Origin of the sequence: Dactylosporangium cerinum, from assembly GCF_042653625.1 — a bacterium.
Classification (GTDB): Bacteria; Actinomycetota; Actinomycetes; order Mycobacteriales; family Micromonosporaceae; genus Dactylosporangium; species Dactylosporangium cerinum.
The window spans coordinates 30,988-53,784 of the sequence record NZ_JBHSIU010000019.1 but is presented as its reverse complement, the minus strand read 5'-3'; the positions used below and the strand labels follow the sequence as shown (position 1 = coordinate 53,784).

General features: G+C 70.9%; 21 protein-coding genes. 19 read left to right on the top strand and 2 right to left on the bottom strand.

Annotation, left to right across the window (positions count from 1 at the left end; translation table 11 throughout):
- Positions 1 to 100: 100 nt before the first annotated feature.
- The 9 genes from ACFPIJ_RS17980 to aroB all read left to right on the top strand — a co-directional run bounded on the left by ACFPIJ_RS17980 (position 101) and on the right by aroB (position 8,927).
- The gene (locus ACFPIJ_RS17980) at positions 101 to 550 is read left to right on the top strand and encodes a DUF948 domain-containing protein (protein ID WP_203849994.1); all 450 of its coding nucleotides are present in this window, start codon (positions 101 to 103) and stop codon (positions 548 to 550) included.
- Positions 551 to 604: 54 nt separating this feature from the next.
- A complete protein-coding gene (locus ACFPIJ_RS17975; protein ID WP_380116255.1) occupies positions 605 to 871 on the top strand; it encodes a hypothetical protein in 267 nt (88 codons plus the stop codon).
- Entirely contained in the window at positions 868 to 3,528 is a 2,661-nt protein-coding gene (alaS, locus tag ACFPIJ_RS17970) for an alanine--tRNA ligase (protein WP_380116254.1), read from the top strand. Before ACFPIJ_RS17975 ends, alaS begins: the two co-directional genes overlap by 4 nt.
- Before the next feature lie 88 nt (positions 3,529 to 3,616).
- On the top strand, positions 3,617 to 4,084 hold the full coding sequence (gene ruvX / locus ACFPIJ_RS17965) for a Holliday junction resolvase RuvX (RefSeq protein ID WP_380116253.1): 468 nt from the start codon (positions 3,617 to 3,619) through the stop codon (positions 4,082 to 4,084).
- A gap of 21 nt (positions 4,085 to 4,105) precedes the next feature.
- Positions 4,106 to 5,293: an endolytic transglycosylase MltG gene (gene mltG / locus ACFPIJ_RS17960; RefSeq protein WP_380116252.1), complete on the top strand. Its 1,188-nt coding sequence runs from the start codon at positions 4,106 to 4,108 to the stop codon at positions 5,291 to 5,293.
- Positions 5,294 to 6,088 (top strand): shikimate dehydrogenase, encoded by a 795-nt coding sequence (locus ACFPIJ_RS17955; RefSeq protein WP_380116251.1) that lies wholly within the window; start codon positions 5,294 to 5,296, stop codon positions 6,086 to 6,088. It abuts the gene before it with no gap.
- Positions 6,089 to 6,145: 57 nt separating this feature from the next.
- On the top strand, positions 6,146 to 7,324 hold the full coding sequence (gene aroC / locus ACFPIJ_RS17950) for a chorismate synthase (protein ID WP_380116250.1): 1,179 nt from the start codon (positions 6,146 to 6,148) through the stop codon (positions 7,322 to 7,324).
- Positions 7,321 to 7,818 (top strand): shikimate kinase, encoded by a 498-nt coding sequence (locus tag ACFPIJ_RS17945; RefSeq protein WP_380116249.1) that lies wholly within the window; start codon positions 7,321 to 7,323, stop codon positions 7,816 to 7,818. Before aroC ends, ACFPIJ_RS17945 begins: the two co-directional genes overlap by 4 nt.
- Positions 7,815 to 8,927, top strand: a complete 1,113-nt coding sequence (aroB, locus tag ACFPIJ_RS17940) for a 3-dehydroquinate synthase (protein WP_380116248.1) — start codon at positions 7,815 to 7,817, stop codon at positions 8,925 to 8,927. The genes ACFPIJ_RS17945 and aroB overlap by 4 nt, the downstream gene beginning before the upstream one ends.
- Before the next feature lie 721 nt (positions 8,928 to 9,648).
- Here the strand turns inward: aroB and mptB are convergent.
- Positions 9,649 to 11,115: a polyprenol phosphomannose-dependent alpha 1,6 mannosyltransferase MptB gene (gene mptB, locus ACFPIJ_RS17935; protein WP_380116247.1), complete on the bottom strand. Its 1,467-nt coding sequence runs from the start codon at positions 11,113 to 11,115 to the stop codon at positions 9,649 to 9,651.
- On the opposite strand from mptB, the gene efp reads away from it, so the two are divergent.
- Genes efp through ACFPIJ_RS17920 form a run of 3 tightly spaced genes read left to right on the top strand, consistent with a single transcriptional unit; the run spans position 11,114 to position 13,077 of the window.
- The gene (efp, locus tag ACFPIJ_RS17930; protein WP_327009531.1) at positions 11,114 to 11,671 is read left to right on the top strand and encodes an elongation factor P; all 558 of its coding nucleotides are present in this window, start codon (positions 11,114 to 11,116) and stop codon (positions 11,669 to 11,671) included. The genes mptB and efp overlap by 2 nt on opposite strands.
- A gap of 44 nt (positions 11,672 to 11,715) precedes the next feature.
- A complete protein-coding gene (gene nusB / locus ACFPIJ_RS17925) occupies positions 11,716 to 12,123 on the top strand; it encodes a transcription antitermination factor NusB (RefSeq protein WP_380116246.1) in 408 nt (135 codons plus the stop codon).
- Between the two features lie 9 nt (positions 12,124 to 12,132).
- Positions 12,133 to 13,077, top strand: a complete 945-nt coding sequence (locus ACFPIJ_RS17920) for a hypothetical protein (protein ID WP_380116245.1) — start codon at positions 12,133 to 12,135, stop codon at positions 13,075 to 13,077.
- Between the two features lie 96 nt (positions 13,078 to 13,173).
- On the opposite strand, the gene bldD is transcribed toward ACFPIJ_RS17920, so the two are convergent.
- Entirely contained in the window at positions 13,174 to 13,662 is a 489-nt protein-coding gene (gene bldD, locus ACFPIJ_RS17915) for a transcriptional regulator BldD (protein ID WP_033356835.1), read from the bottom strand.
- A gap of 190 nt (positions 13,663 to 13,852) precedes the next feature.
- On the opposite strand from bldD, the gene pyrR reads away from it, so the two are divergent.
- From pyrR to pyrF, 7 genes are read left to right on the top strand one after another with little or no spacing between them, the layout of a single operon-like run.
- Positions 13,853 to 14,422 carry a bifunctional pyr operon transcriptional regulator/uracil phosphoribosyltransferase PyrR gene (gene pyrR, locus ACFPIJ_RS17910; protein WP_380116814.1) on the top strand — a complete coding sequence of 190 codons (570 nt, stop codon included), beginning with the start codon at positions 13,853 to 13,855 and terminating at the stop codon, positions 14,420 to 14,422.
- Positions 14,419 to 15,333, top strand: a complete 915-nt coding sequence (locus ACFPIJ_RS17905) for an aspartate carbamoyltransferase catalytic subunit (protein ID WP_380116244.1) — start codon at positions 14,419 to 14,421, stop codon at positions 15,331 to 15,333. Before pyrR ends, ACFPIJ_RS17905 begins: the two co-directional genes overlap by 4 nt.
- 17 nt (positions 15,334 to 15,350) lie before the next feature.
- The gene (locus ACFPIJ_RS17900; RefSeq protein ID WP_380116813.1) at positions 15,351 to 16,547 is read left to right on the top strand and encodes a dihydroorotase; all 1,197 of its coding nucleotides are present in this window, start codon (positions 15,351 to 15,353) and stop codon (positions 16,545 to 16,547) included.
- Entirely contained in the window at positions 16,544 to 17,656 is a 1,113-nt protein-coding gene (gene carA, locus ACFPIJ_RS17895; protein WP_380116243.1) for a glutamine-hydrolyzing carbamoyl-phosphate synthase small subunit, read from the top strand. Before ACFPIJ_RS17900 ends, carA begins: the two co-directional genes overlap by 4 nt.
- Positions 17,649 to 20,951, top strand: a complete 3,303-nt coding sequence (gene carB, locus ACFPIJ_RS17890) for a carbamoyl-phosphate synthase large subunit (RefSeq protein ID WP_380116242.1) — start codon at positions 17,649 to 17,651, stop codon at positions 20,949 to 20,951. The genes carA and carB overlap by 8 nt, the downstream gene beginning before the upstream one ends.
- Positions 20,948 to 21,931, top strand: coding sequence for a quinone-dependent dihydroorotate dehydrogenase (locus ACFPIJ_RS17885; protein ID WP_380116241.1), 984 nt, complete (start codon positions 20,948 to 20,950; stop codon positions 21,929 to 21,931). The genes carB and ACFPIJ_RS17885 overlap by 4 nt, the downstream gene beginning before the upstream one ends.
- Positions 21,928 to 22,776: an orotidine-5'-phosphate decarboxylase gene (gene pyrF / locus ACFPIJ_RS17880; RefSeq protein ID WP_380116240.1), complete on the top strand. Its 849-nt coding sequence runs from the start codon at positions 21,928 to 21,930 to the stop codon at positions 22,774 to 22,776. The genes ACFPIJ_RS17885 and pyrF overlap by 4 nt, the downstream gene beginning before the upstream one ends.
- The last annotated feature ends 21 nt before the right edge of the window (positions 22,777 to 22,797 follow it).

The following is a 22,797-nucleotide window of genomic DNA, read 5'->3' as shown; positions in this document are numbered from 1 at the left end:
GGCGATACCGGCCGGTCGAGAAGCGCTGCTACATCACGGAGGGTAGGGTTCCTCCGTTGGATGAGCGCATCCACGCGGGTGAAGGAGGTCGGGCGTGTCCGTGTCCGTGGGCGGTATCGCGGCGCTGGTGGCGTCGGGTGGGTTTTTCGTGCTCGTGCTCGTGCTCGCCGTGCCGATCCTCCGGGTCCGGCACACGATCGACGCGGCCACCGGCGCGTTGCGCGACGTCGCGGACCAGACGACCCCGATGCTGGAGCGGGTCAACATGACGATCGACAACGTCAACGTCGCCCTGAACCAGGTGCACACCACGCTTGACGGGGTCAACATGCAGCTCGCCCGCATCGACACGATCACCGAGAACGTGTCGCACGTGAGCGCCAACGTGGCCAACCTGTCCACAGTGGTCAGCGCGGCCGCGGCGAACCCTCTCGTGAAGGTCGCCGCGTTCGGCTACGGCGTGCGCAAGGCCGCCGCGAACCGCCGCGCCGCCGCCGACGAGGCCGAGGTGCGGGAACAGATCAAGCAGTCGCGGCGTAAGCGGGCCTAGTCCGGCCGGGCGCTGCCTGTACACCATCCAAAACGAGAACAGAGAGGTTGAGCCATGCGGCGGTTGCTGTGGCTCGGGATCGGACTTGCCGTCGGAGCGCTGGTGGTCCGTGCGGTGACGAAGAAGGCGCAGGCGTTCACGCCGCAGGGCATCGCCGCGCAGGCGCGTGACTCGGCTGCCGGGTTCGCCGGATCGATCCGCGGGTTCGTCGACGACGTCCGCGACGGCATGGCCGAGCGTGAGGCCGAGATCCACGCAGCGTTCACCGATGGTTCGACCCTCGACGAAGACCTTTACCCGGAAGGCCGGCAGCACCGATGAAGACCGCGGAGATCAAGCGTCGTTTCCTCGCCCATTTCGAGGCGGCGGGGCACACGGTCGTGCCGAGCGCGCCACTGCCGGCGATCGCCGACCCGAACCTGTTGTTCATCAACGCCGGCATGGTCCAGTTCGTGCCGTTCTTCCTCGGCCAGCGCACCCCGGCCTACCCGCGGGCGGCGTCGGTGCAGAAGTGCATCCGCACCCCCGACATCGACGAGGTCGGCAAGACCAGCCGGCACGGCACGTTCTTCCAGATGAACGGCAACTTCTCCTTCGGCGACTACTTCAAGGAAGGCGCGATCAAGCTCGCCTGGGAGCTGTCGACGAACCCGGTCGACCAGGGCGGCTTCGGCCTGGACCCGGAGCGGATCTGGGCGACGGTCTACCTCGACGACGACGAGGCGATCGAGCTGTGGAAGAAGACCGGCCTGCCGGCGGAGCGGATCGTGCGCCGCGGCAAGAAGGACAACTTCTGGTCGATGGGCATCCCCGGCCCGGCCGGCCCGTGCTCGGAGCTGTACTACGACCGCGGCCCCGCCTACGGCAAGGAGGGCGGCCCGGAGGTCGACGAGGACCGGTACCTGGAGTTCTGGAACCTGGTCTTCATGCAGTACGAGATCACCAACGTGCGGTCGAAGGAGGACTTCGACATCGTCGGTGAGCTGCCGAACAAGAACATCGACACCGGCATGGGCCTGGAGCGCATCGCGTCGATCCTGCAGGGTGTGGACAACCTGTACGAGATCGACGAGGTCAACCCGATCCTCGCCAAGGCCGCGGAGATGACCGGGAAGCGCTACGGGCAGGCGACGTCGAAGGTCGCCGGCGAGTCGCACCCGGACGACGTCAGGTTGCGCGTGATCGCCGACCACGTCCGGACCGCGCTGATGGTGATCTCCGACGGGGTCACGCCGTCGAACGAGGGCCGCGGGTATGTGCTGCGCCGCATCCTGCGCCGCGCGATCCGCTCGATCCGCCTGCTGGGCTGGCACGAGGGGCCGGCGCTGCCGATCCTGCTGCCGATCGCGCGGGACTGCATGGCCCCGTCGTATCCGGAGGTGGCCGCGGACTTCGACCGGATCTCCTCCTACGCGTACGGCGAGGAGGAGGCGTTCCTGTCCACGCTGCGGGCGGGGACGACGATCCTGGACCAGGCGGTCACGGACACGCGCGCCGCGGGTGGCGCTGTGCTCGCCGGCGACAAGGCGTTCCAGCTGCACGACACGTACGGCTTCCCGATCGACCTGACCCTGGAGATCGCCGCCGAGCAGGGCCTCACCGTCGACGAGGACGGCTTCCGCCGGCTCATGGCGGAGCAGCGGACCCGCGCCAAGGCCGACGCCAAGGCCCGCAAGACCGGCCACGCCGACCTGTCGCAGTTCCGCGCCGCGCTCGAGCAGGGCGGGCCGGTCGAGTTCACCGGGTACCGCGAGGTCGCCCGCGAGTCGTCGGTGCGCTCGCTGCTCGGCGTCGCCGCCGCGACCGTCGGTGACGAGGTGTCGCTGGTGCTGGACGCGACCCCGTTCTACGCCGAGGGCGGCGGCCAGATGCCCGACCTGGGCGTCATCACCACCGGCGGCGGCAAGGTCGAGGTCCTCGACGTGCAGACGCCGCTGCCCGGCCTGATCGTGCACCGGGTCAAGGTCCTCGAGGGCGAGATCCGGCCCGGCGAGTCGGCGTTCGCCGAGATCGACACCGCCCGCCGGCGGGCCGTGTCCCGGGCGCACACCGCGACCCACCTCATCCACCAGACGATGCGCAACTTCCTCGGCGAGTCCGCGACGCAGGCGGGTTCGCTCAACGCGCCCGGCCGGCTCCGGTTCGACTTCAACACCCCCGGCGCCGTCCCGCAGAGCGTCCTGCACGACGTCGAGCAGCAGGTCAACGAGGTGCTCCTGCGTGACCTGCTGGTCAACGCGTTCATCACCTCGCAGGAGGAGGCCCGCAAGCTCGGCGCGATGGCGCTGTTCGGCGAGAAGTACGGCGACGAGGTCCGCGTCGTCGAGGTCGGCGACTACGCCCGCGAGCTGTGCGGCGGCACCCACGTCGAACGCTCCAGCCAGCTGGGCCTGGTGAAGATCCTGTCCGAGTCGTCGATCGGTTCCGGGGTACGCCGGGTCGAGGCGCTCGTCGGTCTGGACGCCTTCGGTCACCTGGCCCGTGAGCACGTCCTCGTGTCCCGCTTGGCCGAGTTGTTCCGGGTCCCCGGCGACCAGGTCGCGGACCGGGTCGAGCAGACCGTCGCGCAGCTGCGCGACGCCGAGCGTGAGCTGGAGAAGCTGCGCACCCAGCTCGTCCTCGCCGGCGCCGGCGGGCTCGCCGACGCGGCCAAGGACATCCGGGGCGTCGCGTACGTCGGCACCGAGGCGCCCGAGGGCACCTCCGCCAACGAGGTCCGGACCCTGGTGCAGGAGATCCGCGGCCGGATCCCGGCGGACCGGCCCGCGGTCGTCGCCGTCACCGCCCGCGCCGGCGGCAAGGCGTCGCTCGTCGTCGGCCTCAACGCGGCCGCGAAGAGCCGCGGCCTGTCCGCCGGTGACCTGGTCAAGGGCGCCCTGTCCGGCCGTGGCGGCGGCAACGCCGACCTCGCCCAGGGCGGCGGCGTGCCGGCCGCGGAGGCCGCGAACCTGCTCGCGGCGGTCGAGCGCGCGCTGTAGTCGTTGTCGCGTATGCGGGTAGGTGAATTCATCGATTCACCTACCCGCGGGCGTTCACGGGATGCGCGGGCCGCATAGGGTGACGGGCGTGAGAGCGCAGCCGTGGGTCCGTGGTCGACGTCTCGGCATCGACGTCGGCAGCGTCCGCGTCGGGGTGGCGCTGTGCGATCCCGACGGGATCCTCGCGACTCCCGTCGCCACCCTGCCGCGCGATCTGGTCACCGAGGGTGATCGTATTCCTTCGGACATGTCGGAAATCTTGCGACTGCTCGCGGAGCACGAAGCGGTCGAGATCGTTGTCGGCCTGCCAATCAACCTGGCCGGCAAGGAAGGGCCCGCAGCGGTCCTGATCAGGCAATACGCCGACCGGCTGGCCGAGCTGGCGGACCCCGTGCCGGTGCTGCTGACGGACGAGAGGATGTCCACCGCGGCGGCAACACGTAGGCTGTCGGAGCGTGGCGTCCGGGGCAGGCGGCAACGCGCGGTCATCGACCAGGTGGCCGCGGTGGAGATCCTGCAACGATGGCTCGACGCGCGACGGGCCGTTCGCGGCTGAGTGCCAGGAGGCGAAGGACAGATGGGCGAGCTCGACCTGGGCTGGGACGACGAGGAACGGCCCAGCAGACATCGGCGCCGCGCCGTGTCCCCGCGCGGCAAGCGCAAGGGCCGCGGCGGAAGGACCTTCGTCGCGCTCTTCCTCAGCCTGCTGGTCTTCGGCGGGCTCGCATATGGGGCCTTCATCGGCGTGGACCGGATCAAGGACATGTTCACCGCTGCCGACTACAACGGCGGCGGCACCGGTGAAGTGACGGTCGAGGTCCTTCCAGACCAGTATGCCGCGGACATCGCCGCCACGCTGGCGGAAAAGGATGTCGTGAAGAGTGCGAAGGCGTTCATCGAGGCCGCGAAGAAGGACGAGCGCAGCAAGAAGCTGCAGCCCGGCTTCTACAAGCTGCGCAAGCAGATGGCCGCGGAGCAGGCCCTGTCGCTGATGCTCGACCCGAAGAGCCGCCTGGTCAACAAGGTCACCCTCCCCGAGGGCCTCACCTACGTCGAAACGTTCAAGAAGCTCTCCGAGGTCACCAAGATCCCCTACGAGGAGTTCGAGAAGGCCGCCGCCGACACCAAGGCGCTCGGCCTCGGCGACGTGTGGTTCACCCGGCAGGACAAGAAGCAGGTCGCCAGGAGCATCGAGGGCTTCCTGTTCCCGGCGACCTACGACTTCCCGCCGAACGTCGACGCCACCGGCATCCTGAAGGTCATCATCAACCGGTTCAACCAGGAGATCGACGCGACCGGGTTCATCGACGGCGTGCAGAACTCGCTGCACATCTCGCCCTACGAGGCGCTGATCGCCGCGTCGATCGCCCAGGTCGAAGGCCTCGACAAGGACCAGGAGGGCATCGTGCGGGTGCTCTACAACCGGGTCTACTCCGGCAAGTTCCCGTGCAACTGCCTGCAGGTCGACAGCACCGTCAACTACTACCTGCGCATCACCGGCAAGGGCGCCAAGCCCTCGACCGAGCTGCTCAACTCCGAACTGCACAACAAGAACAACCCGTACAACGCCCACGACGTCCCGGGCCTGCCGATCGGGCCGATCAGCAACCCCGGCACCAGCGCGCTGAAGGCGGCGATCAACCCGCCGAAGCACGACTTCTACTACTTCTGCGCCATCGACACCGCCGGCAACACCGGCTACGCGAAGACGTACTCGGAGTTCCAGAAGATGTGGGAACAGGCGAAGAAGAACGGCGTCAAGTAGGTGCGTGCCGCAGTCCTCGGCCAGCCGGTGAGCCACTCGCGCTCACCGGCGATCCACAACGCCGGCTACGCGGCCGCGGGCCTGCGCGACTGGACCTACACCGCGATCGAATGCGGCGCCGCCGACCTGCCCGGGTTCGTCGCCGGGCTCACCGCCGACTGGGCCGGGCTGTCGCTCACCATGCCGCTCAAAGAGGTGGCGCTGACGGTCGCGGCGATGGTCGACCCGTTCGCCGCCGCGATCGGCGCCGCGAACACGCTGGTGCGGCGGGCGTACGGGTGGCACGCGTACAACACCGACGCCCCCGGCATGGTGCGTGCCCTGCTGGAGGCCGGGGTGACCCGGACACCACGGCTGGCCGTGCTCGGCGGCGGCGGGACCGCCCGGGCGGCCCTCGCGGCCGCCGCGTCGCTGTCGGCCGACGTCACCCTGTACACCCGCCGCTTTGCCGCGTTTGAAGAGCTGCTGCCGGTCGCCTCGGCGCTGGACGTCGATCTGGTCTGGGGGGACTGGTCGTCGGTCGCGGAATGCACGGCGTTCCCGGTGGTGATCTCCACGGTGCCGAAGGGCGCGGCGGACTCCCTGGCGCTCGCCGACTGGTCCGGGCGGCCGGTCGTCTTCGACGCCATCTACGAGCCGTGGCCGACGCCCCTCGCCGCTGCGGCCTCGTCAGCCGGGTGCGCGATCGTGTCCGGGCTGGACCTGCTGCTGTGGCAGGCGGTCGACCAGTTCGAGCTGTTCACATCCGCCGCGGCGCCGGTCGCGGCAATGCGGGCCGCGCTGCGTTCCAATTGATGGTCGCGGCGTACCTCACTGTGGGAAGTGTCGTGGGCGCGTGACAGACTTGCCGACGTGTTGCGCTGGTTGACCGCAGGTGAGTCGCATGGCCCGGCACTCGTCGCGATCCTGGAGGGTGTTCCCGCCGGCATCGAGTTGACGAGCGCGTCAGTGGCGGCAGAGTTGTCCCGTCGACGTCTCGGCTACGGCCGCGGCGCGCGGATGGCGTTCGAGCAGGACGTGGTCGAGTTCGTCGGCGGCCTGCGCCACGGCCTCACCCTCGGCAGCCCCGTCGCGATCCGCGTCGGCAACAGCGAATGGCCGAAGTGGGAGACCGTCATGGCGGCCGACCCCGTCGACCCCGAGCTGCTCGCCGCGCAGGCCCGCAACGCGCCGCTGACCCGCCCCCGGCCCGGCCACGCCGACCTCGCCGGCATGCAGAAGTACGGGCACACCGACGCCCGGCCGATCCTCGAACGCGCCAGCGCCCGCGAGACCGCCGCCCGGGTCGCCGTCGGCACCGTCGCCAAGGCCCTGCTGCGCCAGGCCCTCGGCATCGACATCGTCTCCCACGTCATCGAGCTCGGCTCCGTCGCCGCCAAACCCGGCCTGCTGCCCCGCCCCGAGGACTTCGACCGCATCGACGCCGACCCGCTGCGCTGCCTCGACCCCGACGCCAGCGCCCGCATGGTCGAAGAGGTCGACGCCGCGAAGAAGGACGCCGACACCCTCGGCGGCATCGTCGAGGTCCTCGCCTACGGCGTGCCACCGGGCCTCGGCAGCCACGTCCAATGGGACCGCAAACTCGACGCCCGCCTCGCCACCGCCCTCATGTCCATCCAGGCGATCAAGGGCGTCGAGATCGGCGACGCGTTCACCCAGGCCCGCTCCCGCGGCTCCCAGGCCCACGACGAGATCATCCCCACCGCCGACGGCGTCCGCCGCGTCACCGACCGGGCCGGCGGCCTCGAAGGCGGCATCACCACCGGCGAGCCGCTGCGCGTCCGCGCCGCGATGAAACCGATCTCGTCGCTCAACCGCGCCCTGCAGACCATCGACGTCACCACCGGCGAGCCCGCCACCGCCATCAACCAGCGCTCCGACGTGTGCGCGGTCCCGGCCGCCGCCGTCGTCGCCGAGGCGATGGTCGCCCTCGTCCTCGCCGAGGCCGCCCTGGAGAAGTTCGGCGGCGACTCGGTCGCCGAGATCCAGCGCAACGTCTCCGGCTACCTCTCACATCTGGTGATCCGATGAGCCCCCGCGCCGTCCTGGTGGGGCCCCCGGGCGCCGGCAAGACGACCGTCGGCACGCTGCTCGCCGCGACCCTGGGCGTGCCGTTCCGCGACGTCGACGCCGACATCGAGACCACCGCCGGGAAGCCGATCCCGGAGATCTTCATCGACTTCGGCGAGGACCACTTCCGGGCCCTCGAGCGGGCCGCGGTCGCCGCCGCGCTGTCGGAGTTCGACGGGATCCTGGCCCTCGGCGGCGGCGCGATCCTGGCCGCGGAGACCCGCGACCTGCTCACCGGGCATACCGTGGTGTACCTGTCGGTCGAGCTGTCCGACGCGGTGTCCCGGGTCGGGCTCGGCGCGGGCCGGCCGCTGCTGGCCCTCAACCCCCGGGCCACCCTGAAGTTCCTGCTCGACCAGCGCCGGCCGCTGTACGAGCAGGCCGCCACGGTCACCGTGGTCACCGACGGCCGGACACCCGAGGACATCGTCGCCGAGTTGGCGGGCAAGCTGTGACCGCGGGTTCTTCGGGTTCTTCGGGCTCTCCAGGTTCTGCGGTTTCTGCGGTTTCCGTGGTTGACGTCGGTGGCTACTCGGTGCTGATCGGGCGGGGGCTGCTGGACCGGGTGCCCGAGCTCGTCGGTGGTGCCGCGCAGGTCGCGGTGCTGTTCGCCGGCCCGGTCCGCGGGCACGCCGAGCAGGTCATGGCCGCGCTGCGCACCGCCGGCCACGGCGTCCTGCCCCTCGAAGTCCCCGACGCCGAGGCGGGCAAGGACATCGCCGTCGCCGCCGGCTGCTGGGACGCGCTCGGCGAGGCCGCGTTCACCCGCAGCGACGCCGTCGTGGGCGTCGGCGGCGGTGCCGTCACCGACCTCGCCGGGTTCGTCGCCGCGAGCTGGCTGCGCGGCGTCCGCCTCGTCCAGGTCCCGACCAGCCTCCTTGGCATGGTCGACGCCGCCGTCGGTGGCAAGACCGGCATCAACACCGCCGCCGGCAAGAACCTCGTCGGCGCGTTCTACCCGCCGGTCGGCGTCGTCTGCGACCTGTCGACCCTGGACACCCTGCCGGCCGACGACCTGCGCGCCGGCATGGCCGAGGTGGTCAAGTGCGGCTTCATCGCCGACCCCGCCATCCTCGACCTCGTCGAGGCCGACCCGGCCGCGGCGCTCGACCCGCGCGGCGTCGTGCTCCCGGAGCTGGTCGAGCGGGCCGTCGCCGTCAAGGCCAGGGTCGTCACCGCCGACCTGCGCGAGTCGGGCCTCCGCGAGATCCTCAACTACGGCCACACCCTCGGCCACGCCATCGAACGCCGCGAACAGTACCGCTGGAAGCACGGCCACGCGGTCAGCGTCGGCCTGGTCTACGCCGCCGAACTGGGCCGGCTCACCGGCCGCCTCCCGGCCGACGTCGCCGACCGGCACCTGCACGTGCTGACGCTGCTCGGCCTGCCGGTCACGTACGCGGCCGCCGCCTGGCCCGACCTGCACGCCGCGATGCGGGTCGACAAGAAGGCCCGAGGCGCGACGCTGCGCTTCGTCGTCCTCGACGGCCTGGCGGCCCCGGGCACCCTGGCCGGCCCGCCGGACGAGCTGCTCTTCCAGGCTTACGCGGCCGTCGCCTCCTGACCCCGCGCCCGGGTCCCGGACTTTGCCCAGGTCCCTGAACCGCAGGTCCCCGAAACCGCGCGCCGGCGCACCTGCGCGCGGTGAGGGCTACTGCCCTGCAGGTCCCTGACCTGCAGGGCACACTGGCTCACGCACCCCCGCAGCGGTGGAGGCCGGGCGGTGAGCCTACGCGGCCGTCGCCTCCTGACCCCGTGCCCGGTCCCTGACTTTGCGCAGATCCCCGAACCGCAGGCCCCCGAACCGCAGGCCGGCGCACCTGCGCGGTGAGGGCTACTGCCCTGCAAGTCTTTGACCTGCGCAGCTCTCTGACCCACGCACCCGCAAGTCCTCGACCCACGCAGCTTTCTGACCCACGCACCCGCGCGGCGGTCGAGGGCCGGCCGGCGAGCTTACGCGGCCGTCGCCTCCCGACCTGCGCAGGTCCCTGGCCCGCGCGACCCCGTCCTTCGCCTTCACCAGCGCGCCCGGATGGGCTGCGGGAACGAGAACCCAACCTGCGGGTCCCCGACCTGCGCTCCCGCGCGTGGCGGGGGAGGGCCGGGCGGCGAGCGCTGGGCCGGTGTCAGGGTTCGTCGCGTTGGCAGTGATGCGGGACCAGGTGGGTGGTGCCGACCGCTTTCTACAGCACCCTACAGCACCCCATCTAATCGATCTCCGATGCCGTAACCGCATCGTCACTATCCAGAGTCTAGGCTGCTCAGCCCACATATCAACCTGAAGGTCAGGTGGCGGGGACGAGGGCCGGGACCGGGGGACGCAGGCGTAGATAGAGTACGCCCGCGACGGTGCCGAAGATGGCCGCGACCACCGCCTCCGGATAGCCGGGGGCGCCGAAGGGCAGCAGGAACATCGCGACACCCACCGTCAGGCGGATCGCGGCCGGCGGGGGGTGCTGCATGCCGGCGGCGATCGGGACGATCGGCCACAGCAGGTACCAGGGATGCACCACCGGGCCGCACAGGACGATCGCGCCGAGCGCGAGGCCCAGGCCGGCGGCGGGGTTCGGGGCGCGCAGCAGGGCCCAGCCGGCCAGCGCGCAGCCGAGGGCCGCCGCAGCGAGCCGGATGACCGCCATCGCGGACGGATGGCCCGCCTCGGCGAGCAGCATGCCGATGTCGGTGCTGAGGGACAGGCCGTTGCGGACGGTGGTCGGGGTGTGCAGGGCGGCGATCCAGCCCAGGCCGAGACCGGACGCGGCCTGCAGGGCGACGAAGGCGAGGGCGGCGCCGACGGCGGTGCGGATGAGCGCGAGCGTACGGCCGCGGGACAGCGCGACGACCGTGATGAGCGCGAGGATCGCGGGGGCCTTGACGAGGGCGGCGGCGACGATGAGGGCGGCGGCGAGCAGGGGCCGGTCGCGGACGGCGGCGAGGAGGCCGGCGGCGAGCAGCCCCACCATGAGGGCGTCGTTGTGGGCGCCGGCGACGAGGTGCAGCAGGAGCAGCGGGTTGAGCGCGCCGAACCACAGGGCCCGCTGGGCGGGGACGCCGAAGCGGGCGGCGAGGCCGGGGAGGCAGGCCACGACGAGGGCTACCCCGGTGAGGGCGACGAGCCGCATCGCCCACACCCCGGCGATGGTGTGTTCGCCGGTGACCGCGAGGATCGCCGAGGCGCAGCGCAGGAACACCGGGCCGTAGGGCGCCGGGGTGTCCTGCCAGATCGCCGGCACGTTCAGGGCGAGGGGACCGCCGAGGGAGGAAGGGCCCCATCGGTACGCGTCCAGCCCGCGACGGACCATTTCACCCTGGGCGAGGTAGCTGTACACGTCGCGGCTGAACATGGGGGCGGTCAGCGCGAGCGGGGCGGCCCAGCACAGCATGGTTCTGACCAGGTCGGCTGGGCGTTGTCCGTCGACGGTCGGGCGCATCCGCAGCCACGCGCCGCACAGCAGGGCCAGCCCGAAGTACGTGCAGGCGACGCCGGCGAGGGGGAAGGTGCGCAGCTCGCGGATCAGGGGCCAGTGCCCGAACGGGTCGTGTTGCGGCAACGCGCCCGCGGAGACACCACCGAGCGCGATGGCGACGGAACCCGCGAAACCCAGGGTACGGTTGACTCCCATCCCGGCACACTCGCGCAGCCGCGTGACCTCGTGGCGACGCAGACATGAACGGGCCGGTACACTGCTTCGGGCCTTTCCGCCGGCATCATGCCGCACGGACCAACTGACGAAAGTGACGTCTATCCACATGGCAACCACGAACGACCTGAAGAACGGCCTGGTGCTCAACCTCGACGGCGATCTGTGGGCCGTTGTGGAGTTCCAGCATGTCAAGCCGGGCAAGGGCGGCGCGTTCGTGCGGACCACCCTGAAGAACGTGCTGTCCGGCAAGGTGGTCGACCGCACGTTCAACGCGGGCACGAAGGTCGAGACCGCCACCGTCGACAAGCGCACGATGCAGTACCTGTACATCGACGGCGAAGATTACGTGTTCATGGATCTCCAGTCGTATGAGCAGATCTCCGTCCCGTCGGGCACGGTCGGCGAGGGCACCAAGTTCCTGCTGCCCGAGGCCGAGGTGACGGTGGCCACGCACGAGGGTGTGCCGCTGTACGTCGAGCTGCCGACGTCGGTGATCCTGGAGGTCACGTACACGGAGCCGGGTCTGCAGGGCGACCGCTCCACGGGCGGCACCAAGCCGGCGACGGTCGAGACGGGCGCCACGGTCAACGTGCCGCTGTTCATCTCGACCGGCGAGAAGATCAAGGTCGACACCCGCGACAGCCGTTACCTGGGCCGGGCGTGACATTTTCCGGTGGTTCGTTCCTGGGCGGGGATGTCACCGCCCAGATGACGGCGCGTCGCAAGGCCCGGAAACGGGCCCTCGACGTGCTCTACTCGGCTGACCTCCGAGGGGAGTCGCGCGCGTCGACGCTGAGCGCATACGTGGCGAATCTCGAAGAGCCGAAACCCGCATATCTGCCGTATACCGTCCAGCTGGTCGAGGGTGTCGAGAGTCATTCGGTGCGGATCGACGAGCTGCTGTCCAGTTACGCCGAGGGCTGGACCCTGGAGCGGATGCCGGTGGTGGACCGCAATCTCGCGCGGATCGCGGTGTACGAGCTGCTGTACAACGACGAGATCGACAACCCGGTCGCGATCACGGAGGCGGTCGAGCTGGCGGAGACGCTGTCGACCGACGACTCGCCGCGGTTCCTCAACGGCATCCTCGGCCGGATCGCCGACTACGCCACGTAGGACCGTGCGGTGGGCTGGACGAGCGTCGAGCGTGATCCGCCGTCGCACGACGCGGATCCGCTCGACCATCTGCTGTTCCGCCAGCACCACGTCATCTCCCGCCGCCAGGCCCTGCGGGTCATGAGTCACAACGCGCTGCGGCACAGGGTGACCTCGGGTCGCTGGCAGCAGCCGATGCGGTCGGTGTACGTGGCGATGACCGGCCCGATCGCGCTGCCGCAGCGGCGCTGGATCGGCGTGCTGGCCAGCCGTGGGCCTCTTGCCGCGTTCAGCGCGCTGGAGGTGCTCGGCCTGAAGGGCTATGGGAAGCCTTACACCGAGGTGTTGATCACAGCGAACCGGAGGGTGCGCCCCGCGCCACCTGAGACGGTGATCAGGCGAACCGCGTCGCTGCCCGTGACGGATGTGCTGGTGGACGGTCTGCCGCCCGTGATGGTCGCGGCGCGGTCGCTGGTGGACGCCGCGCAGTGGGCCCGTGACGATGCGGAGGCGACTGCGGTGGTCGCGGCCGCGTTCCAGCAACGGCTGGTCGTCGGTGACGAGGTGCTGGCGGTGCTGGCCCGGCTGCAGGGGGTGCGGCGCGAGGCGTTGATCCGGCAGGCCGTCGAGGACGCCCGTGGCGGGTCGCATTCGATCTCCGAGGTGCAGTTCCTGCAGCTCTGCCGGCGCAACGGGCTGCCTGACCCGAGCCGGCAGGTGGTGCGCAGGGACTCCCGAGGGCGCAAGCGCTACCGTGACGCGCTGTTCGAGGAGTGGGGGGTTCACGTCGAGATCGACGGCGCCCAGCACATGGAGGTGCGGGCCTGGTCCGCCGACATGGCCCAGCACAATGAGATCGCGATCTCGGGCGAGCGGCTGCTCAGGTTCACCGCCTGGCAGCTCCGCCGTGATCCGGCGACGGTCGTCCGCCAGCTGCGCGCGGCTCTGGTCGCGGCGGGGTGGAGACCGAGTTGACCTTGGACAATCTGACTGCCTATGACCAGTCGGATTGTCCAAGGTCAACTCGGACGCCGGAAGAAGGGGGCCGCGTCAGCGGCCCCCTTCGACGGGCTAGGACTGGAACAGGCTGCGCGGGTCGGTGACGAGCACGCCGTGCTCGTTGAGCCGCTCGACCAGGCCCGACGGCGACGCGTCGTAGACGATCGCCAGGGCGCGCAGGTCGTCCGCGCGGATGGACAGCACGCGACCGTTGTAGTCGCCGCGCTGCTGCTGGATGGCACGCGCGTAGCGGGCCACGTAGGCAAGGTCCTCGGCGCCGGCGTCGTAGAGCCGCTCCAGGTCCAGGACGATCTTGTTGGTGGGCTCGTGCCGCACGCCGCTGCCCTCGGGCAGCAACTCGGCGACGGGGACGCGGTAGAACTCGGCCAGCTCAGCCAGGCGGGACACGGTGACGGCGCGGTCGCCCCGCTCATACGAACCGACGACGACGGCCTTCCAACGCCCTGCCGACTTCTCCTCGACACCCTGCAGAGACAGCCCCTGCTGCTGTCGGATGGAGCGCAGGCGAGCACCAAGAGACTTGGCGTACTCAGACGGCATACGGACACTCCCAGTCACTGGCCTGAGGGGTTTCCCCAGCGATCGCTACGGAGCGTGACCGTAACTGGCAGAAGTCGCGGGGTCAAGTGGTCGAGACCCATCCGTTGCCCAGGTCAGGGCGGTTGTTAGGGTGGTTGCCGTTCGACGTCCTTTAACGACCCGTCCGGTGAGGCGGGGAAGGGGGTCTGGTTTGTCGTCTCCGACAACCGGCGCTGAGCTGGGCAAAACCATCCTAACGGCGGCAGATGTCGCCCGGGTGGTGGACCGGATTGCCCATCAGATTCTGGAAAAGACGTCCGGCGCGACCGAAACGGTGCTGCTGGGCATACCTACCCGGGGTGTTCCCCTGGCCCGCAGGCTGGCCGCGAGGATCGCCACGTTCGAGGGCACCGAGATCCCCGTGGGTGTGTTGGACATCACCCTCTATCGGGACGATCTTCGCCTGCAGGCGACCCGTGCGCTGGGTCACACCGAGGTGCCGCCGGGCGGTCTCGACGGGCGGCGGGTGATCCTCGTCGACGACGTCCTGTTCTCCGGGCGCACGGTCCGCGCGGCGCTCGACGCGCTGAAGGATCTCGGCCGGCCGCGGACGGTCCAGCTGGCGGTCCTCGTCGACCGGGGGCACCGGGAGCTGCCGATCCGCGCCGACTACGTCGGCAAGAACATCCCGACCTCGATCGAGGAGAGCGTCCGGGTGTCGATCGCCGAGCACGACGGCACCGACGCCGTGGTGATCAAAAACAAGGGTGCCCAGACATGATCAAGCATCTGCTCAGCGCCGCCGACCTGGACGCGGCCGCCGCCACGCTGGTGCTGGACACCGCGGCGGAGATGGCGAGCCTCGCGGGGCGCGAGGTGAAGAAGCTGCCCGCGTTGCGGGGGCGCACCGTGGTGAACCTGTTCTACGAGGACTCGACCAGGACGCGGATCTCGTTCGAGGCGGCGGCGAAGCGGCTCTCGGCCGACGTCATCAACTTCTCCGCCAAGGGCTCCAGCGTCTCGAAGGGTGAGAGTCTCAAGGACACCGCCCTGACGCTGCAGGCGATGGGCGCAGACGCGGTCGTCATCCGGCACCCGGCCAGCGGCGCGCCGCACCGGCTCGCGAACTGGGTCGAGGGCAGCGTCGTCAACGCCGGTGACGGCACGCACGAGCATCCGACGCAGGCCCTGCTCGACGCGTACACCATGCGCAGCCGCCTCAACCGGCTCGCCGGGCTGAACGTGGCCATCGTCGGAGATGTGCTGCACTCACGGGTCGCCAGGTCCAACGTGCAGCTGCTGCACACCCTCGGCGCGAAGGTGACGCTCGTCGCACCGCCGACGCTGCTGCCGGTCGGCGTGGGCGCGTGGCCGGCGGCGACCTCCTACGACCTGGACGCGGTGGTGCCGGATTCCGACGTCGTCATGATGTTGCGGGTCCAGCGGGAAAGAATGAACCAGGCGTACTTCCCCTCGGAGCGGGAGTACGCGCGGCGCTACGGCTTCGACGTGCCGCGGATGCGCCGGCTGCCCGAGCACGCGATCGTCATGCACCCCGGCCCGATGAACCGGGGCATGGAGATCGCGCCGGAGGTCGCCGACTCGCCGCGCTCCACGATCGTCGAACAGGTCGCCAACGGGGTCTCCGTGCGGATGGCCGTCCTCTACCTGCTGCTCGGAGGCAAAGCGTGATCACGAACCTGGGAGAGATCACCGTCGAGGACGGGATCATTGTCAGCATAAATCCGGACAAAAAAGGTCCCAAGATCGCGCTTCCCGGGCTCGTCGACCTGCACACCCACCTGCGCGAGCCCGGCCGCGAGGACGCCGAGACGGTCGAGTCCGGCTCACGGGCGGCGGCGCTCGGCGGGTACACCGCGGTCTGCGCGATGGCCAACACCTCCCCCGTCGCCGACACCGCCGGGGTCGTGGAGCAGGTGTGGCGGCTCGGCCGCGAGGCGGGCCTGGTCGACGTGCAGCCGATCGGGGCGGTCACCGTCGGCCTCGGCGGCGAGCAGCTCGCCGAGCTGGGCGCGATGGCCGACTCCGCCGCCCGGGTCCGGGTCTTCTCCGACGACGGGCACTGCGTCAGCGACCCGCGCCTGATGCGCCGCGCCCTGGAGTACGTGAAGGCGTTCGACGGCGTCATCGCCCAGCACGCCGAGGAGCCGCGGCTGACCACCGGCGCGCAGATGAACGAGGGCGAGGTCGCCGCCCGGCTCGGCCTGGTCGGCTGGCCCGCGGTCGCCGAGGAGGCGATCATCGCCCGGGACGTGCTGCTCGCCGGGCACGTCGGCGCCCGCCTGCACATCTGCCACGTGTCGACCGCCGGCAGCGTCGAGCTGATCCGCTGGGCGAAGTCGAAGGGCTGGCGGGTGACCGCCGAGGTGACGCCGCACCACCTGCTGCTCACTGAGGACCTCGCCGTCGACTACGACCCGGTGTACAAGGTGAACCCGCCGCTGCGCACCGAGACCGACGTCCTCGCGCTGCGCAAGGGGCTGCAGGACGGCACGATCGACTGTGTCGCGACCGACCACGCCCCGCACAGCGTCGAGGACAAGGAGTGCGAGTGGGCGTACGCCAGACCGGGGATGCTCGGCCTGGAGACCGCTCTCGCGATCGTCGTACAGACGATGGGGCCGCAGTGGGACAGGATCGCGGACTGGATGTCCGTCGCGCCCGCGAAGATCGCCGGTCTGGCCGGTCACGGCCACGCCCTGGAAGTCGGACAGGTCGCGAACATCGCAATCTTCGACCCGGACGTCAGGTGGACGGTCGACCCGACCGCCCTGGCCAGCAGGTCGCGCAACACCCCTTACGCCGGAATGGAGCTGCGTGGTCGCGTCGAGGCGACCTACCTGCGCGGCGAGCCGACGGTGTTGAACGGAAAGGCGACTCGGTGAAGCGCAGAGCAGCATTGTTGGTACTGGAGGACGGCCGCACCTTCCACGGCGAGGCCTTCGGCAGCATCGGGGAGACCTTCGGCGAGGCGGTGTTCAACACCGGCATGACCGGCTACCAGGAGACGCTGACCGACCCGTCGTATCACCGGCAGGTCGTCGTGCAGACCGCGCCGCAGATCGGCAACACCGGGATCAACGGCGAGGACGACGAGTCCGACCGGGTCTGGGTCGCCGGCTACGTGGTCCGGGACCCGTCGCGGACGTACTCGAACTGGCGCGCCACCGGCAGCCTCCAGGACCGTCTCGCGGTCGAGGGGATCGTCGGCATCAGCGGCGTCGACACCCGGGCGCTCACCCGGCATCTGCGGGAGCGCGGCGCGATGCGGGTCGGCGTGTCCAGCGTCGACGACGACCGCGACGGCCTGCTGCAGCGGGTCCGGCAGCAGCCGCAGATGCTCGGCGCCGACCTGTCCGCGGAGGTGAGCACGCCGCAGCGCTACACGGTGCCGGCCGAGGGCGAGCACCGGTTCACGGTCGCCGCGATCGACCTGGGCATCAAGCGCAACGTGCCGCGCCGCCTCGCCGCCCGCGGGGTGACCACGCACGTGCTGCCCGCCGGCACCACCCTCGCGGAGATCAGGGAGCTCGGCGCCGACGCGGTGTTCTTCTCGCCCGGCCCGGGTGACCCGGCCACCGCGGACGGACCGGTCGAGCTGGCGAAAGCCGTCATGGCCGCGAAAATCCCCCTCTTCGGGATCTGCTTCGGCAGCCAGATCCTGGGCCGCGCGCTCGGGTTCGGCACCTACAAGCTCGGGTACGGGCACCGCGGCATCAACCAGCCCGTCCTCGACCGGACCACCGGCAAGGTCGAGGTGACCAGCCACAACCACGGCTTCGCCGTCGACGCGCCGCTCGACGGGCGCACCAGCACCGAGTTCGGCGAGGTCGAGGTCAGCCACGTCTGCCTCAACGACAACGTCGTGGAGGGCCTGCGCTGCCTGGACACGCCGGCCTTCACCGTCCAGTACCACCCGGAGGCGGCAGCGGGGCCGCACGACGCGGACTACCTGTTCGACAGATTCGCGGAGTTGATGAACACCAATGCCTAAGCGGACCGATCTCCGGCACGTCCTCGTCATCGGCTCCGGCCCGATCGTCATCGGCCAGGCGTGCGAGTTCGACTACTCCGGCACCCAGGCGTGCCGGGTGCTGCGCGCGGAGGGGTTGCGGGTCAGCCTCGTCAACTCCAACCCGGCGACCATCATGACCGACCCCGAGTTCGCCGACGCCACCTACGTCGAGCCGATCACCCCCGAGTTCGTCGAGCAGGTGATCGCCAAGGAGCGCCCCGACGCGCTCCTGGCGACCCTCGGCGGGCAGACCGCGCTGAACACCGCCGTCGCCCTGCACGAGGCCGGCGTCCTGGACAAGTACGGCGTCGAGCTGATCGGCGCCAACATCGACGCGATCCGCCGCGGCGAGGACCGGCAGCTGTTCAAGGACATCGTGGCCAAGGCCGGCGGGGAGACCCCGCGCAGCCGGGTCTGCCACTCCATGGACGAGGTCCGGGAGACCGTCGCCGACCTCGGCCTGCCGGTCGTCATCCGGCCGTCGTTCACCATGGGCGGGCTCGGCTCCGGCATGGCGCACAACGACGCCGACCTGGAGCGGCTCGCCGGCGGCGGGCTCGTCGCCTCCCCGGTGCACGAGGTCCTCATCGAGGAGAGCGTGCTCGGCTGGAAGGAGTTCGAGCTGGAGCTGATGCGCGACAAGCACGACAACGTCGTCGTCGTCTGCTCGATCGAGAACGTCGACGCGATGGGCGTGCACACCGGCGACTCGGTGACGGTCGCCCCGGCGATGACGCTCACCGACGTGGAGTACCAGCGGCTGCGCGACCTCGGCATCGCCGTGCTGCGCGAGGTCGGCGTCGACACCGGCGGCTGCAACATCCAGTTCGCGGTGCACCCGCAGACCGGCCGGCTCGTCGTCATCGAGATGAACCCGCGGGTGTCGCGCTCCAGCGCCCTGGCGAGCAAGGCGACCGGCTTCCCGATCGCGAAGATCGCCGCGAAGCTCGCCATCGGGTACACCCTGGACGAGATCCCCAACGACATCACCCTGAAGACCCCGGCGGCGTTCGAGCCGTCCCTCGACTACGTCGTGGTGAAGATCCCGCGGTTCGCGTTCGAGAAGTTCCCCGGGGCCGACGCGGAGCTGACGACCACGATGAAGTCGGTCGGCGAGGCCATGTCGATGGGGCGCACGTTCCAGGAGGCCCTCGGCAAGGCGATGCGGTCGATGGAGACCAAGGCCGCCGGTTTCTGGACGTCTCCGGACAAGTCCGGGGTCGACGCGCTCGAAGCGCTGCGCACGCCGCACGACGGCCGCCTGTACACCGCCGAACGCGCCATCCGCGAAGGACACAGCGTGCAGGCGGTCTCCGAAGCGAGTGGCTTCGACCCGTGGTTCGTCGACCAGATCGCGGCGCTCGTCGACCTGCGCGCCGAGATCCTCAGCGCCGCGGTGCTGGACGAGCCGCTGCTGCGCACCGCCAAGCGGGCCGGCCTGTCCGACCGGCAGATCGCCGCACTGCGCCCCGAGTTCGCCGGCGAGGACGGGGTGCGCAGCCTGCGCCAGCGCCTCGGCCTGCGGCCCGTGTACAAGACCGTGGACACGTGCGCCGCGGAGTTCGGTGCGACGACGCCGTACCACTACAGCACCTACGAGGAGGAGACCGAGGTCGCCCCGTCGGACCGGCCGAAGGTGCTGATCCTCGGCTCCGGCCCGAACCGCATCGGCCAGGGCATCGAGTTCGACTACTCGTGCGTGCACGCCGTCATGGCACTGCGGGCCAAGGGCTACGAGACCGTCATGGTCAACTGCAACCCGGAGACGGTCTCCACCGACTACGACACCGCCGACCGGCTGTACTTCGAGCCGCTCACGTTCGAGGACGTCCTGGAGGTCGTGCACGCCGAGGACGAGTCCGGCCGCGCCGCCGGCGGCCCCGGCGTCATCGGCGTCGTCGTGCAGCTCGGCGGGCAGACCCCGCTCGGCCTCGCCCAGCAGCTCGCCGACGCGGGCGTGCCGATCGTCGGCACGTCACCCGAGGCGATCGACCTGGCCGAGCACCGCGGCGCGTTCGGCAAGCTGCTCGCCGAGGCCGGCCTGACCACCCCGGCGCACGGCACCGCGACCAGCTTCGCCGAGGCGAAGCTCATCGCCGACGAGATCGGCTACCCGGTGCTGGTGCGGCCGTCGTACGTGCTGGGCGGCCGCGGCATGGAGATCGTCTACGACGAGGAGACCCTGCGCGGCTACATCGGCCGCGCGACGGAGATCTCCCCGGCGCACCCGGTGCTGGTCGACCGGTTCCTCGACGACGCGATCGAGATCGACGTCGACGCGCTGTGCGACAAGGACGGCGAGGTCTACGTCGGCGGGATCATGGAGCACATCGAGGAGGCCGGCATCCACTCCGGCGACTCGTCCTGCGTCCTGCCGCCGATCACCCTCGCCGGGATGCACCTGGACGAGGTCCGCCGCTACACGGTCGCCCTCGCCCGCGGCATCGGCGTGCAGGGGCTGCTCAACGTCCAGTACGCGCTGAAGGACGACGTCCTGTACGTCCTGGAGGCCAACCCGCGCGCGTCGCGCACCGTGCCGTTCGTGTCGAAGGCGACCGCGGTGCCCCTGGCGAAGGCCGCGGCCCGCATCGCGCTCGGCGCCACGATCGCCGAGCTGCGCGCCGAAGGGCTGCTGCCCGACACCGGCGACGGCGGTACGCCGCCCGATCACGCACCGATCGCGGTCAAGGAGGCGGTGCTGCCGTTCAAGCGGTTCCGCACCGTCGAGGGCAAGGGCGTGGACAACCTGCTCGGCCCGGAGATGAAGTCGACGGGTGAGGTCATGGGCATCGACACGTCCTTCGGCCACGCGTTCGCGAAGTCCCAGGCCGCCGCGTACGGCTCGCTGCCGACCACCGGCACCGTCCTGGTCACCGTCGCCAACCGGGACAAGCGCGGCATCGTGTTCCCGGTGAAGCGCCTCGCCGACCTCGGCTTCTCGATCGTGGCCACCGCCGGCACCGGTCAGGTGCTGCGCCGGTACGGGGTCGCCTGCGAGATCGTGCCGAAGCACTTCGAGGAGGGCAACGGCCGCAACGCGGTGTCGATGATCGCCGGGGGAGAGGTCTCGTTGATCATGAACACGCCGCAGGGCTCCAGCGGCCGGCAGGACGGCTACGAGATCCGCAGCGCCGCGGTCGTCGCCGACATCCCGTGCATCACCACGCTGCCCGGCGCGGCGGCCGCCGTCATGGGCATCGAGGCGCTGCTGCGCGGCGAGATGACGGTCCGGCCGCTGCAGGAGCTGCACGCCGCCCTGCGCGGGGAACGATGACCTACGAGAAGCTGGTCCGTCCGGTGCTGTTCCGCCTCGGCGGCGGCGACGCCGAGGCGGTGCACGAGCGGACCCTGCGCTGGCTGTCGCGGGTTCCCGCGGGCCGGGCGCCGAGTCCGCCCGGCGCCCGCCGGACCGTGTTCGGGATCGACTTCCCGAACGCGGTCGGGCTCGCCGCCGGCATGGACAAGGACGGCCGGGCGCTGCGGGCCTGGCCGCGGCTCGGGTTCGGCTTCGTCGAGGTCGGCACCGTCACGTGGCACCCGCAGCCCGGCAACGACCGGCCCCGCCTGTTCCGTTTCCCCGCCGACGAGGCGATCGTCAACCGGATGGGCTTCAACAACGCCGGCGCCCGGGCCCTTTCGGCGCGCCTGGCGGCACTGGGGCCGCTGCCGGTGCCCCTGGGGATCAGCCTCGGCAAGTCCAAGGTGACGCCGCTGACCGGCGCCGTCGAGGACTACGTCAGCAGCTTCCGGCAGCTGTACGACCAGGGCGCGTACTTCGCCGTGAACGTCAGCTCGCCGAACACGCCGGGCCTGCGCGACCTGCAGGACAAGGCGCACCTGTCGGCGCTGCTCGGGGCGCTGCGCGCGGAGAACCCGGCGGGCCGGCCGGTGCTGGTGAAGGTCGCCCCCGACCTGACCGACACCGCGCTCGGTGAGCTGCTCGACGTGTGCCTCAGCCACGGCGTCGCCGGGCTGATCGCCACCAACACCACGATCGGCCGCCCCGGCGTCGACACGGCCGAGGCGGGCGGGCTCAGCGGCCGGCCCCTGGCGCCGCGCGCCCTGGAGGTCGTGCGGTTCGTGGCCAAGGAGAGCGGGCTGCCGGTGATCGGCGTCGGCGGGATCACCACGCCCGACGACGTGACCCGGATGCTGGACGCCGGGGCGTCGCTGGTGCAGCTCTACACCGGACTGATCTACCACGGTCCCCGCCTCGTGAAGCGGGCCGTGCAAGCGACGAGGGAGCGGACGTGACTGCACAGGAGCACTTCGGGGCCCGGCTGAGGGCCGCCATGGACACGCTGGGGCCGTTGTGCGTCGGGATCGACCCTCACCCCTCCCTCCTGGCCGCCTGGGGGCTCTCCGACGATGTCAAGGGCCTGGAAGCGTTCAGCCGGACGGTGGGGGAGGCACTGGCCGACCGGGTCGCAGTGATCAAGCCGCAGTCCGCCTTTTTTGAGCGTTTCGGCTCCAGGGGCATAGCGGTCCTGGAGTCAACTATCCGACAGTTCAGCGGGACCCGAACTCTTGTAGTTCTCGACGTCAAGCGGGGTGACATCGGCTCCACGGCCGCGGCGTACGCCGATGCGTACCTCGATCCGGCGTCGCCGCTGTGCGCCGACGCGATCACCGTCAGCCCCTATCTCGGCGTCGGGTCGCTGCGCCCGATCATCGACAAGGCGACCGCCAACGGGCTCGGCGCGTTCGTCCTCGCGCTCACGTCCAATCCCGAGGGCGCCGCGGTCCAGCGGGCCGTCGGCGCCTCCGGCCGGACCGTCGCGCAGACCGTCATCGACGAGATTTCGCAGGTCAACGCGGGTGTGACGCCGCTCGGCGACGTCGGCGTGGTGATTGGCGCCACGCTCGGGCAGCACGGACACGACCTGACGAACCTCAATGGCCCGATCCTGGCGCCGGGCCTCGGCGCGCAGGGCGGAAGGGCCGACGGGCTGCGCGCCGCGTTCGGTGATCAAGCCCCTGACGTGCTGCCGTCGTACTCCCGGGAGGTCCTCGGCGCGGGCCCCGACATCGCCACGCTGCGTGCCGCCGCGGAGCGGGCGCGTGACGAATGCGCCGCCGCTCTGGCGGTCACCGCCTGATCATCGGGCCGCCACCGGCCG

Coding starts and splice junctions, on each gene's coding strand:
- carB (WP_380116242.1), top strand. CDS start 17,649: ATGCCTAAGCGGACCGATCTCCGGCACGTCCTCGTCATCGGCTCCGGC.
- mltG (WP_380116252.1), top strand. CDS start 4,106: ATGGGCGAGCTCGACCTGGGCTGGGACGACGAGGAACGGCCCAGCAGA.
- nusB (WP_380116246.1), top strand. CDS start 11,716: ATGACGGCGCGTCGCAAGGCCCGGAAACGGGCCCTCGACGTGCTCTAC.
- ACFPIJ_RS17905 (WP_380116244.1), top strand. CDS start 14,419: ATGATCAAGCATCTGCTCAGCGCCGCCGACCTGGACGCGGCCGCCGCC.
- bldD (WP_033356835.1), bottom strand. CDS start 13,662: ATGCCGTCTGAGTACGCCAAGTCTCTTGGTGCTCGCCTGCGCTCCATC.
- ACFPIJ_RS17885 (WP_380116241.1), top strand. CDS start 20,948: ATGACCTACGAGAAGCTGGTCCGTCCGGTGCTGTTCCGCCTCGGCGGC.
- ACFPIJ_RS17975 (WP_380116255.1), top strand. CDS start 605: ATGCGGCGGTTGCTGTGGCTCGGGATCGGACTTGCCGTCGGAGCGCTG.
- alaS (WP_380116254.1), top strand. CDS start 868: ATGAAGACCGCGGAGATCAAGCGTCGTTTCCTCGCCCATTTCGAGGCG.
- mptB (WP_380116247.1), bottom strand. CDS start 11,115: ATGTGGATAGACGTCACTTTCGTCAGTTGGTCCGTGCGGCATGATGCC.
- efp (WP_327009531.1), top strand. CDS start 11,114: ATGGCAACCACGAACGACCTGAAGAACGGCCTGGTGCTCAACCTCGAC.
- ACFPIJ_RS17945 (WP_380116249.1), top strand. CDS start 7,321: ATGAGCCCCCGCGCCGTCCTGGTGGGGCCCCCGGGCGCCGGCAAGACG.